The following is an 11431-nucleotide window of genomic DNA, read 5'->3' as shown; positions in this document are numbered from 1 at the left end:
TGTGGCTCTCCTTCCCGCGGGGTCATCGCCCAAGCAATTCTGGCCCCGTATCAACATACCATTCCTCCACGACTTCATCTGCAACCATGAATGCATCGATTCTAGCTACGCCTTCCCTGTTTGGCCTTCGCGGCGAGGCCGCGCATGAGAAGCTGTTGTTCGTCACTGACGAAAAGACCGCAATGCGTGCCATCGTTGCGGTGCACAGCACCGCGCGCGGCCCGGCATTCGGCGGTTGCCGCTACTGGCAATACGATTCGGAGGAGGCTGCCCTGAGCGACGTGCTACGGCTGTCACGGGGCATGAGTCTGAAGAATGCCATGGCCGACTTGCCGTTCGGTGGCGGGAAGGCCGTGATTCTCAAGGATTCGTCGCAGCGCGAGCGCGCCGGACTGTTCCGTGCGTTCGGGCGGGCGGTGCAGTCGCTTGCCGGCGAGTACATTAGCGGAGAGGATGTCGGCACCACAGTCGAGGACTTGCTTGAGGTGCGCAGCGAAACCACTTTTGCGGCAGGGATTCCGCGCGAGGGCGGCTTCGGCGGCAATCCCTCACCCAAGACAGCGTTGGGTGTCTTTGCTGCGATCGAGAGGGGATGCGGCTTGCTTCTCGGTGGGGCATCCCTACAAGGGCTCACGGTAGCGGTGCAGGGCCTTGGCTCGGTCGGGTGGGCGCTGGCGGAGCACCTGCACGCTGCAGGCTGCCGGCTGATCGTCGCGGATGTGGATGCGGCGCGCGTCGCGGCCGCGCGCGAGCGATTCAATGCTCGCGCAGTTTCGCCATTAAAGATCACGGCGCAAGCTGCGGACGTGTTCGCTCCATGCGCGCTGGGGGCAACGCTGAACGGGGCGAGTATTCCGGCGTTGAAAGTGCGCATGATCGCGGGCGCTGCAAATAACCAACTCGCGACCGAAGCCGACGGTGACGCGCTGCATGCGCGGGGGATTGCCTATCTGCCTGATTACTTGGTCAACGCCGGAGGCATTGTCAGCTGTGCGCGCGAGTACCAGGGGGGCGCGGAGTCCGCCCTCGTCGACGCGGAAGTGATGCGTATCGCCGATCGCGTCGAAGCGCTGATCGAGCGCGCAGCGGGTTCGGGCGAGTCGCTGGCCCGTACTGCCGACCAATGGGCGCGCGAAAAGCTCCTGCTTGCGCATTGATCCACCACAGTGGGCGTGGCGGTCGATCGCATCGACAAGATGCCGGCGAATGCACTATAATTGTGATCACAAACGGCGTTTTGCCGCTTTGAAATGGATTATGTGCTCACAATGGGCGCATGACATGAAATCAGAGATCACAAAGCCGGACTTGATATGGCTACATCCATTGCGGAAACAGAGGACGACGGTGGTCCGCTCGACGATGAAGCGCCCGCCGTATCGCGGCTAAACAACGTAGCTTTGCGCGAACGTGCCTACGAAGAACTGGCGAACGCCTTGCGTGCGGGGCGCTTTGTCCCTGGGACGGCAGTGACGATTCGCGGAATCGCTGCCATGCTCGGGACGAGCACCATGCCGGTTCGCGAGGCGGTCAGCCGGCTGGTCACAGAGGGTGCGCTCGAAATGCTGCCCAATCGCACCCTATGCGTGCCGACCGTATCGATCGAGCGGCTCGACGATTTGATCGATACGCGAGCCACGGTTGAAGGGCGCGCGGCCTGGCTGGCTGCCGAACGGATGACTGCCGCGGATTTTTCCCAGATCAAGGCAGCGGCCGAAGACTACAGCCATGCGGTCGATGCCAGGGAAGTGCTGGCTGCAGTCGCTGCCAACGAGCAACTTCATTTTTCGATTTATCGGGCGGCGCGTTCGGAACAGCTGCTGTCGATCATCGAGAGGCTCTGGCTGCAGAGTGGGCCGTATCTCGCATCTGTCATGAAGCAGATGCAGACGGCGCAGGAAAACCTGCATGATCGCGGCATCATGCATCACTTCAATATTCTCGCCGCGCTGGCCAAGCGCGATCCGCAGGCCGCTAGCGAAGCCGTCAAGGCAGACATCATCGACGCATCAATCTGGTACAAGTCGCAGATATTCTCGCCCGATGGCGCACCGGTGGCGACGGAGCCGCTTCCCCGCAAGCGCAAGACACGGGTCTCCGCGCCCGGGTTTTGAGCGAATTGCAGGAGGGGCCGGATTTGCCGGCCCCAATCCATACCGGCGCCACGCGGCTTCATGACGCCGCGCAACCCCGCTTGGCCAGTGCCGAGAGACAGTCCTTGCCGAGCCGGACGTACTCCTGCGCGCCCCACACCAGTTCACCAACCTCTTCGTCGGTCAGCGTGCGTACGATCTTTCCGGGCATGCCCATGACGAGCGCACGCTCCGGAATGATCTTGCCAGGTGGGATCAACGCGCCGGCGCCGATCAGAGCGTGACGCCCGATTCGCGCACCGTCCAGGACGGTCGCGCCAATCCCGATCAGCGCGCCGTCTTCGATGGTGCAGCCATGGAGCATGGCGCCATGGCCAACGGTGACGTCATCGCCCAGACTGACCGGGTAGCCTGGGTCGGCATGGACAATGACGCCCTCCTGCAGATTGGTCCTCGCGCCCACGGTGATTGCTTCCACGTCGCCGCGCAGGACCGCATTGAACCAGACCGAGCTGTGCGCGCCCAGCATCACCGCGCCGATGAGGGTCGCATTGGGCGCAATGAAGCAGTGCTCGCCGATGGACGGCGTGATCTGACGAAAGGACAGGATCATCACGCCCCCTTTGCCTGCCGCTCGCGCAGCGCCGCCGAGCGTGCCACGTCGACCTCGCCATGCGCATCGAGCGCAATGCCAAACACGGATTGCGCGCGCTCGGCAGAAAGATAGCCTTCGCGGACATCCTTACGCACCAGTTCAGGGTCGCGCGTGCGCGGGTCGCCATAGCCGCCGCCGCCGCAAGAGTATGAGAGTACGGTCTCGCCATCGCGCAGGTTCAGCAGTGCTCCGCCGGGAAGCTCAACAAGTTCGCCCGACGCCAGGCGCTTGAACTGTTTCGAGTTCGCGCCCGCAAGGCCGCCGCGCACACCCTTCGGTGCATTGATGGTACCGTCGCTCACATAGCCCACGTCCATATCGCAACCGCGCGGGCCGAACTCGACGAACATGCTGCGCGCGCCGTTGAAACGCCCGGAGCCCTCGCTATCGGTGACAAAGCTGCGGGAATGGACCAGCAGCGGATGGCGCATTTCGTCGAGCTCAACGCTGTCCTGAAAGCACAGACCAGCATTGCCTACGTGTCCGATGGTCTGCCATGCATCGGCATGCGGCGCGCCCGCGCCGCCGGTGAATCCCAGGAACAGCTGGTTGATGAAGCGATGGCCTGTCAGGGGATCGGTCCCTGAGATCACGCCGATCGCCGGCGGAATTACCGCGCCGCATTCGGCCAGGCCGGCGCCGTCCGCCATGTCCGCCATCGCCGTCTGCACCGAGTTGGCGACCCGGTCGGCCATATTGGTCGTGGCCACCGAGCAAGAGGTCGGATGCCTGGGGATGCCGACCACGCAGCCTTCGCGCAGCCGGATATCGATCCGGCGGAAGGATCCCGCATTCTTCGGGACGGTATGCTCGATCCCGTTGAACACGCCAACCATCGCGGCGGTGCGTGCGCAGGCCTCGCTCAGGTTCAGTCCACACGGCAGGCAGTCGGGATTGTCCTGCAGGTCCACCACGATCCGGCCACTCTGCGCATCGACTTCAACTTCCGCGCGAATCGTTACGCCTTCTGCCGGCATGCCGGGAAACAGGGGATCGTGCGTGCTGGATCCCACCGCCCGCCCGCCGGACATGTTGCGGATCGCGCCAATCATTCTCTGTTCGGAGTAATCAAGATAGTCGCGCGAATAGTCCTCCAGTGTTTGCCAGCCGAGCTCTTCGCCCAGGGCAAGCAGTTCGCGCTCGCCGATGCGCGCCGCGCCCACCATGGCGAGGTAGTCTCCCCACCATTGGTCGGGCACGCGAATGCGCATCTTGCACATGCGCACGATGTCGTCGATATTGCGATAGTCCCGCTGCACCTTCACTGCAGGGAAGATCAGCGCGCCTTCATGATAGACATCGCGCGCGGATCCCATATACGTCGTCGGTTCGGAGTTGCCGCAGTCGGCCTGGTGCGCCTTGGCAACCACCGTGAAGCGATGAATGCCGACGTCGTCCATCACCGGCACCAGGATGGTGTGGTCGGCGGGATGCGAGCAACCGTGGTACGGCGAGTTGTGCAGGAAGGCATCGCCGCGGCGCAGTTCCGGATGAAAGGACTTCATTGCCGCGCTCATCAGGTCGGGGCCGCACAGCACATGGATGGGCAGGCTTTCGGCAGCCGCCAGCAGTTCGCAGCCAGCGGTGACGATGCAACAAGAGAAATCGCGGGCGATATTGAGCACGCCGGAGCGGCCGCTGCGCAACAGCGTGTTGGCCATCTTGCGGGCGATGCCTTCGAGCCGGTTGGTCAGTAGGGCAAGCTGGACCCCATCGGTCGCGGGGCGTTTGGTGTCTCGGGTCATTTGGGTTCTCCTGTTCCTGTTTTAGTCGCGGCCGGGAATGATCGACAGGCTGCCGCTGGCACGGCGCTCGGCTGTCGCGCCTGGGTTCAGCACGACCGTGGTGAAGGAAGACTCGACGATGGCCGGGCCGTGGATCGTGGTGCCGGGCTGCAGCGCCTCGAAGCGGACCACCGCGGTGTCGACGTAGCCTGAACCCGCGAAATAGGCGCGGCGCACGGGCTGGGCGATCGGCAGCGCGACGGAGTTGGCCAGCGCGCCCCCTTCCTGTTTCCTGATTCTGCAGGCGACTGTGGCGCGCCATCCGACGATCTCGATCTGCGAGCTTGCATCTCGGATCGCAAAGACTTCCTCGTGTGCGCGATGGAAGCCCTCGATCAGGTCCGCGACGTCGGCTTCCGTCTGGATAGTCATTCCCTTCAGCGGAACCTCGAGCTCCCACACCTGTTCCGGGTAGCGTGCCTCCGCCCAGAAGGTGATGGCTTGCTCTAGGGAATCTTTGCCGGGGCCGGAGATGAATTCCCGGCACTTCGCGTCCAGCGTGGCGAGCACATCGTGCACTGCGCTGAAGTCGAATGCATCGCTGCGGGTAAAGAATGTCGCGTGGTAGTGCGAGGTTAGATCGGACATCATCGCGCCCGCGGCGCTCATGGTCGCACCAACCTGCGGGATGACGAGGCGCGGCGAATCCAGTCTCCGCGCGATAAGCACGGAGTTCAGGCCCGCCGCCCCGCCGCCGCCAATCAGCACAGCGTCGCGCGGGTCGATGCCCTGGTTGATCGTGATGTCGCAGATGGCTTGCACCATATTCTCCGTGGCGATCGTAATGATTGCCGCGGCGGCGTCTTCGATGGACAGGTGGAGCGGCGTGGCTACAAACTGATCTATCGCGCGCTTGGCTGCGGCGGCGTCGAGCTTCATGGCTCCGCCAAGGAAGAAATCCGGATCGATGTAGCCGAGCGCGAGCGAGGCATCGGTCACCGTGGGCTGGGTGCCGCCGCGCCCATAACAAACGGGACCCGGCACGGCGCCCGCGCTCTTGGGGCCGACGTGCAGCATGCCGCCGTCGTCCACCCAGGCGATGGAGCCGCCGCCGGCTCCGACGCTTTTAACGTCCACTGAGGGGAAGCCGGTCATGATGCCCCGATAGGGCGCTCCAATCCAGGTCTCCTGGGACCAAGGCACCCTTCCACGACGCACCAGGCTGACGTCGTAGGTGGTGCCGCCGGTATCCGCGACGATCGCGGTTTCCGCCTGCTCGTCCGCCTTGGCGAAATAGCGTCCCGATACCGGCGCCATGGACGGGCCGGAATTGATCAGGTGAATAGGCGCCTCGGCGACATGGTCGGCGTCCATGACGCCGCCCTGTGACGTGACCACCACCACGCGGCCGGGAAAGCCGGCCGACTCCAGGCGGTCGACCAGCGTGTGCATATAGGCCCGCATCATGGGCTTGAGCGATGCGTCGATGCATGTCGACGAGGCGCGACGAAACTCGCGGGGGATGGGGTTGAGCTGATGCGACAGCGTGAACGGCACGCCGGGCAGATGCCGTGAGAGGAGTTCGCCAACGCGCAGCTCATGCGCGGGGTTGACCACCGACCACAGCAGGCAGACCGCCACCGCTTCCACGCCAGCACCGAGCATCTGGGTGCAGGCTCGCACCAGTGCAGCTTCGTCCAACGGAAGCAACTCCGAGCCATCGGCCAGGATGCGCCCGGGCACGTCCCAGGTCAACGCCCGAGGCACGAACGGATCCGGATAGGGCACGGCGAAGTTGAAGGGCTCGAGCCGCCCACCCTCGCGCAACGTCAGGATATCCCGGTGCCCGCCCGGCACGATCAACGCGGTGCGTGCCGTGTTGCCAGTGATGATGGCGTTGATGGCGTGTGTTGTCCCATAGATAAACATCTCGCCGCGCGCCAGCATTTCCGCGCGGTCCATGCCAAGTCCATCTGCCGCCACCTGCAGGGCTTCGAGCACGCCGCTGATCGGATCGGACGGGGTAGTCGGGGACTTGAACATATTGAGGTTTCCGTCGTCGTCCTCGACGATCAGATCGGTGAACGTACCCCCTGTATCCACTGCGAAACGCATAAATCATCTCCTGATGAACAAACCTCGAGCCAACGCTGATCGGCGCATCCCGCGATCGCGCAGCATTGCATCTGAGTATATTAATCGATGTTTGTGATCACAAGAACAAATTGAGATTGTGATAAAAAACGAGGGTTAACCCCAATAAAAACTTAGAATTATGCGATGTTTTGAGCGGCGAATTAAAAAAACATTTGATCAGTGATCACAAAAAGGCTAATCTTCGCATCATGGTGAACGATCGGGATGTCCTCGGCACGAAGGGCGTCGCCAATGGTTCCGTGGATCGAAAAGAGGAGAACGACGATGAGCGTGGAGCGCAAGGTTGTAATCGTGACGGGTGGCTCGCAGGGGATTGGCGAGGCCGTGGCAAGGCGCCTGGCGGCGGATGGCTACCGGGTTGCCGTGATTGCCAGTTCAGATATCAGGAAGGCCCAAAGGGTGGCGGCGTCGATCCGGGAAGCGGGCGCCGAGGCAGAGGGCTTTGTCTGCGACGTGCGCAATGCCGTGGCGGTGGGCGAACTGGTGGCGTCGGTCAGGCAGGCTTTTGGCAGGATTGACGCGCTGGTCAACGCGGCGGGCGTGTTCAAGCCGACGCCCGCCGGCGAAGCCAGACTCGCCGACGTGGATCAGATGATCGATATCAATCTCAAGGGTACCTGGAACATGATCAACGCGGTGGCGCCCACTCTGAAGGAAAACGGCGCGGGCCGGATCATCAACGTGGCTTCGGTAGCGGGCCTCACCGGCTTCGGCACCTATGCGATCTATTGCGCCACGAAGGCTGGCATCGTCCTGATGACGCGCGCGCTCGCGTGCGAGCTGGGCCGCCTAAACATCAACGTGAATTGCGTTGCGCCGGGCAATACGTCCACGGCGATGAACGAGGACATCCGCAATGATGCCTCCATGCAAGGGCTGCGGGACTTTATGGCTTCGCGCACGCCAAGCCCCCGCACCTTTTCGCAGCCGGAAGATATCGCCGGCGCCGTCAGCTTCCTGGCTTCGGATGCGGCCCGCGCCATGCATGGCAGTTGCCTGCTGATGGACGAGGGAATTTCCGCGGGCCTCTGACCGGGGTGCCGGCGCGCGCCGGCGATACAGCGCGCACCAAGCGTGCGCCGCATACGCTATGGAGAGTCACAGCATGGAAGAAAGAGTCATCGTTACCGGCGGGGCGGACAGCGTCGGACGCGTCATTGCAGAGCAGTTCCGGGCAAGCGGCGCGCGCGTGCATATTTGCGACGTTCGTGCCGACGCGCTCGAGGCCACGCTCGCGGCCAATCCCGGCATGACGGGTACGGTCGCCAACGTTGGAGATCCTGCTGGCGTCGCCCGTGTGGTGCAGGACGCGGAACGCGTGTTCGGCGACGTGTCGGTGCTAGTCAACAATGTCGGCATCGCTGGCCCCCGGGCCGCGCTTGAGGACATCTCCGATGATGATTGGCGCGACACGATGGAGGTGAATGTCGGCGCCATGTTCCAGTTCATGAAGCGGGTCGTGCCGTCGATGAAGCGCAATCGGCATGGCGTGATCATCAATTTCTCCACGGGATCGACGCGCACGCGCCTGCCGATGCGAACGCCCTATGTCGTCTCCAAGGCGGCGGTCGAATCGCTTACGTTGAATGCTGCCCGGGAACTGGGGCCGTTCAATGTGCGCTGCAATGCGATCCTTCCCGGCATGATCGACAACGAGCGCATGGGCCGGATCGTCGCCGGCATCGCGCACGAAAGCGGCCGCAGCGCGGCGGACGTCGAAGCAGATTATCTGAAATACATCTCGTTGCGCTGCAAGGTGCAGCCAGACGATCTCGCGCAAACGGTGTTGTTTCTGGCTTCCGGCGCAGCATCGAAGATCACGGGCGAACTCATTGCCGTCAGCGGCAATGTCGAATGGGAAATCTGAACATGTCACGAAAAGTCATTCTGACCTGCGCGGTCACAGGCAACGCACCTTTCAACCGCAAGCACCCCGCTATGCCGGTCACGCCGGTCCAGATTGCCGACGCCTGCGTGGAAGCGGCGAAGGCCGGCGCTTCCGTGGCGCACATTCATGTGCGCGATCCGGATACAGGTGCGGGCAGCCGCGATCCGGCACTCTTCAAAGAGGTGGTTGACCGCGTGCGCGCGTCTGGAACCGATATCGTGCTGAATCTCACCTGCGGCCTGGGCGCTTTCCTGCTTCCCGACCCGGAGGACGAGTCGCGTGCATTGCCGGACAGCGATGTAATTCCGGTTGCGGAACGTGTTCGCCATCTCGAGCTGTGCCTGCCGGAGATTGCGTCGCTGGATATCACGACCGGCAACCAGGTGGAAGGCAAACTCGAGTTCGTTTACCTGAACACCACCCGCACTTTGCGGGCAATGGCCAAGAGGTTTCAGGAGCTGGGAGTGAAGCCGGAGCTCGAAGTATTCAGCGCGGGCGACATCCTGTTCGGCAATTCAATGATTGCGGACGGCCTGATTAATGGAGTGCCACTGTTCCAGATGGTGCTGGGCGTGCTGTGGGGCGCGCCAGCCACTACGGAGACCATGATCTATCAACGCAGCCTGATTCCGGCTAACGCGCAATGGGCGGCGTTCGGCATCGCCCGCGACGAGATGCCGATGGTGGCGCAGTCCGCGCTGCTCGGCGGCAATGTCCGGGTGGGGCTGGAAGATAACCTGTACCTGAGCCGCGGCGTCTTTGCGACCAACGGGCAGCTCGTGGAGCGGGCGCGCACGATCATCGAGTACCTGGGCATGTCTGTTGCCACGCCTGCCGAGGCTCGCGACATCATGGAGTTGCGCACGCCGCGTTGAGCGCTGCCCAGCCCGGTCCGGGGTTCCGTCGCGATAAGGGTGTAGGTGCAGCCGGCGGTGTCCGAGTAGCAAGCGCTTATGCGACCAGCGAGTAGAATTGCTCGGCCGCGGACGGATTGCTCCTCTTTGAGGTAGCCATCTGCCCCTTACGGATCATGCGCATGGTCTCAATGCCGCCCAGGATGATGCGCGCGCAGAGAAAGGTCTGGAATCCCAGCATCGGCCTGACCCGGCGTTTGATGGATCGATGGTCCTGCTCGACGAGATTGTTCTGGTACTTGTTTTGCCGGATCTTGATGGGCGTTTCCCGCTCGGCGTTGATCGCCTGCAGGGCCGCCAGGTTCGCACCACTCTTGTCCACCGTGACAGTCTGCGGCACCCCGTTCTGGGCGATGGCCTTCTCGAAGAAGCGGCGAGCGGCGGCGGTATCACGACGAGCGCGCGGCAGGAAGTCAATGGTCTTGCCGGACTTGTCCACGGCCCTGTAGAGGTACGTCCACCGGCCTTTGACCAGGATGTAGGTTTCGTCCATGGCGTAATCGTACGATTACCCCGAAGGGCGCGGCTTTGTCGCACCGCTATCTCATCGCAAACATCGAGCGGTTCTAGGTCTTCATGCCTGATGTGCTGCAGTTCGGCGAGGAGGTAGTTGCGACTGTGATCCCGCTGTACCAGATCTTCGCCCTCATGGTGAACTTCCTGACCGACTTCTCTGTCGACGCCGAGAACTGGCTCGTGGCCAACGCGCGAAATATCGATGGCTGCATCGACGTGCTGAAGGCTGTGCGGCCGACAGTGTTCACCGGTGTCAACACGCTGTACACCGGGTTAGTCGCCCATCCACGATTGAGGGGGAACTGGTCAAGATTGAAGCTTTCCGCCGGCGGTGGGGCAGCGGTGATCGACACTATCTCAGATCGGTGGGAGTCGGTAACCGGAAACTTCATTCGCGAGGGCTATGGGTTGTCGGAAACCTCGCCTGTCGTCTCACTCAAACCGCATACCGTTAGCGGCTTTACCGGTACCTTACACAGACGTCAAGCTTCTTGACGACAACGATAGCGAGGTTCGCATTGGTGAGGTTGGCGAGATCTGCGTCAAGGGACCGCAGATGATGTCAGGATACTGGAAGAATCTCGAAGCAAACGCGAAAATCGTTCACCGCTGACGGCTACTTCCGCACCGGCGATCTCGGCATCTTCGACGACAAGGGCTTTCTGAAGATCATCGACCGCAAGAAGGAGATGGCGATCGTCTCCGGCTTTCGGCGGAACTCCCCGACGGCGAGTCGGTGTCAGATTTTTCCCTATTTTTCCATCCTTCGCACAGGTGCACGGCTGCTGGCTATAGTCACCAGTGATTTGCGCCATGGCGGCGCCGCCGACAGGACAGGAGAGAGACATGGATTTCGCACGGATTACTCCACAAGCGATGTTGGACTCATCTTTCGTTGCGCAGCAAGGACAGATGGCATCCACTGTTGATGAGCAGCCCGGCCTTGTGGAGTTGCTACTCGGTGCCGTGCTGGATTCAACATGCGGCTCCGCCGCCCCGGTTTTGCTGACGGCTTACATTGACAAGCCGTTGCGATCAGGCAGATACGACCTCGAGGCAAGCCTGCGGCATGCAGACGGCCGGCAGCAACGATGGCTAGCCGAAGTTAGGCAAGAGGGAGACATTGTTGGCCGCGCGCTTGTGGTTTTGGATGCCGAACTCCCGTCGTCCAGCTATGTGCCATGGCGCAGCGGAATGCGAGCGGCATCGACAATGATTGACGATGGCCTTGGGCAGTTTCTCGCGATAGCTCGAATATGCGACTCGTATGGCCGTTCGCACACGGCAGCTGCATCGAATCCAGTATGGTGCGCGGTGCGCTACTTCGACAACGCAGAGCGCGGGAGCTTGTCGGGGCCTTTGACAATGTCCCTGCTGCGCGACGAGCAGTTTGGCGTCTTGCAACACGTTGAAATTGATATGTTGCGGGAAGAGGTCAAGATTGCTACGGTAACCACCGTCTATGAGGACAATCATGCCTAGGC

10 protein-coding genes and 2 pseudogenes are annotated in these 11431 nt (G+C 62.3%); 7 read left to right on the top strand and 5 right to left on the bottom strand.

Features of this window, described 5'->3' with window-relative positions; translation table 11 throughout:
* Window positions 1–86: 86 nt before the first annotated feature.
* Together RR42_RS10345 and RR42_RS10340 are read left to right on the top strand one after the other, a co-directional pair.
* Entirely contained in the window at window positions 87–1157 is a 1071-nt protein-coding gene (locus tag RR42_RS10345; protein ID WP_043346313.1) for a Glu/Leu/Phe/Val family dehydrogenase, read from the top strand.
* 243 nt (window positions 1158–1400) lie between these two features.
* Window positions 1401–2114, top strand: a complete 714-nt coding sequence (locus RR42_RS10340) for a GntR family transcriptional regulator (protein ID WP_236702018.1) — start codon at window positions 1401–1403, stop codon at window positions 2112–2114.
* A gap of 58 nt (window positions 2115–2172) precedes the next feature.
* Here RR42_RS10340 and RR42_RS10335 read toward each other — a convergent pair whose 3' ends face one another.
* Genes RR42_RS10335 through RR42_RS10325 form a run of 3 tightly spaced genes read right to left on the bottom strand, consistent with a single transcriptional unit; the run spans window position 2173 to window position 6587 of the window.
* A complete protein-coding gene (locus RR42_RS10335; RefSeq protein ID WP_052494577.1) occupies window positions 2173–2706 on the bottom strand; it encodes a gamma carbonic anhydrase family protein in 534 nt (177 codons plus the stop codon).
* Entirely contained in the window at window positions 2706–4493 is a 1788-nt protein-coding gene (locus RR42_RS10330) for a hydantoinase B/oxoprolinase family protein (RefSeq protein WP_043346310.1), read from the bottom strand. The genes RR42_RS10335 and RR42_RS10330 overlap by 1 nt, the downstream gene beginning before the upstream one ends.
* 21 nt (window positions 4494–4514) lie before the next feature.
* Complete coding sequence (locus tag RR42_RS10325; RefSeq protein ID WP_043346307.1) at window positions 4515–6587, bottom strand: hydantoinase/oxoprolinase family protein; 2073 nt, start codon at window positions 6585–6587, stop codon at window positions 4515–4517.
* Between the two features lie 306 nt (window positions 6588–6893).
* Here RR42_RS10325 and RR42_RS10320 point away from each other — a divergent pair, with 306 nt between their 5' ends.
* The 3 genes from RR42_RS10320 to RR42_RS10310 all read left to right on the top strand — a co-directional run bounded on the left by RR42_RS10320 (window position 6894) and on the right by RR42_RS10310 (window position 9392).
* The gene (locus tag RR42_RS10320; protein ID WP_043346304.1) at window positions 6894–7661 is read left to right on the top strand and encodes an SDR family NAD(P)-dependent oxidoreductase; all 768 of its coding nucleotides are present in this window, start codon (window positions 6894–6896) and stop codon (window positions 7659–7661) included.
* A gap of 73 nt (window positions 7662–7734) precedes the next feature.
* Complete coding sequence (locus tag RR42_RS10315; protein WP_043346303.1) at window positions 7735–8496, top strand: SDR family oxidoreductase; 762 nt, start codon at window positions 7735–7737, stop codon at window positions 8494–8496.
* A gap of 2 nt (window positions 8497–8498) precedes the next feature.
* Window positions 8499–9392 (top strand): 3-keto-5-aminohexanoate cleavage protein, encoded by an 894-nt coding sequence (locus tag RR42_RS10310; protein WP_043346300.1) that lies wholly within the window; start codon window positions 8499–8501, stop codon window positions 9390–9392.
* 76 nt (window positions 9393–9468) lie between these two features.
* On the opposite strand, the pseudogene RR42_RS10305 reads toward RR42_RS10310, so the two are convergent.
* Window positions 9469–9930, bottom strand: a pseudogene (locus RR42_RS10305) (IS6 family transposase); the annotation flags it as partial.
* A gap of 77 nt (window positions 9931–10007) precedes the next feature.
* Here RR42_RS10305 and RR42_RS10300 point away from each other — a divergent pair.
* Window positions 10008–10560, top strand: a pseudogene (locus RR42_RS10300) (AMP-binding protein).
* On the opposite strand, the gene RR42_RS41705 reads toward RR42_RS10300, so the two are convergent.
* On the bottom strand, window positions 10490–10762 hold the full coding sequence (locus RR42_RS41705; protein ID WP_419188891.1) for a hypothetical protein: 273 nt from the start codon (window positions 10760–10762) through the stop codon (window positions 10490–10492). The pseudogene RR42_RS10300 and the gene RR42_RS41705 sit on opposite strands and share 71 nt — an antisense overlap.
* 31 nt (window positions 10763–10793) lie before the next feature.
* Between RR42_RS41705 and RR42_RS10295 the strand changes: the two genes are divergently transcribed.
* Complete coding sequence (locus tag RR42_RS10295; RefSeq protein ID WP_144409812.1) at window positions 10794–11429, top strand: hypothetical protein; 636 nt, start codon at window positions 10794–10796, stop codon at window positions 11427–11429.
* Window positions 11430–11431: the final 2 nt, after the last annotated feature.

The sequence above is a fragment of the Cupriavidus basilensis genome, from assembly GCF_000832305.1.
Classification (GTDB): Bacteria; Pseudomonadota; Gammaproteobacteria; order Burkholderiales; family Burkholderiaceae; genus Cupriavidus; species Cupriavidus basilensis_F.
Note: the sequence above shows the minus strand (reverse complement) of the source record. Positions and strands in the feature narration are given on the sequence as shown.

What these genes read in the sequence shown, in the direction of transcription:
- RR42_RS10345 (WP_043346313.1), top strand. Translation starts at nt 87, where the DNA reads ATGAATGCATCGATTCTAGCTACGCCTTCCCTGTTTGGCCTTCGCGGC.
- RR42_RS10335 (WP_052494577.1), bottom strand. Translation starts at nt 2,706, where the DNA reads ATGATCCTGTCCTTTCGTCAGATCACGCCGTCCATCGGCGAGCACTGC.
- RR42_RS10330 (WP_043346310.1), bottom strand. Translation starts at nt 4,493, where the DNA reads ATGACCCGAGACACCAAACGCCCCGCGACCGATGGGGTCCAGCTTGCC.
- RR42_RS10325 (WP_043346307.1), bottom strand. Translation starts at nt 6,587, where the DNA reads ATGCGTTTCGCAGTGGATACAGGGGGTACGTTCACCGATCTGATCGTC.
- RR42_RS10320 (WP_043346304.1), top strand. Translation starts at nt 6,894, where the DNA reads ATGAGCGTGGAGCGCAAGGTTGTAATCGTGACGGGTGGCTCGCAGGGG.
- RR42_RS10315 (WP_043346303.1), top strand. Translation starts at nt 7,735, where the DNA reads ATGGAAGAAAGAGTCATCGTTACCGGCGGGGCGGACAGCGTCGGACGC.
- RR42_RS10310 (WP_043346300.1), top strand. Translation starts at nt 8,499, where the DNA reads ATGTCACGAAAAGTCATTCTGACCTGCGCGGTCACAGGCAACGCACCT.
- RR42_RS41705 (WP_419188891.1), bottom strand. Translation starts at nt 10,762, where the DNA reads ATGGCGCAAATCACTGGTGACTATAGCCAGCAGCCGTGCACCTGTGCG.
- RR42_RS10295 (WP_144409812.1), top strand. Translation starts at nt 10,794, where the DNA reads ATGGATTTCGCACGGATTACTCCACAAGCGATGTTGGACTCATCTTTC.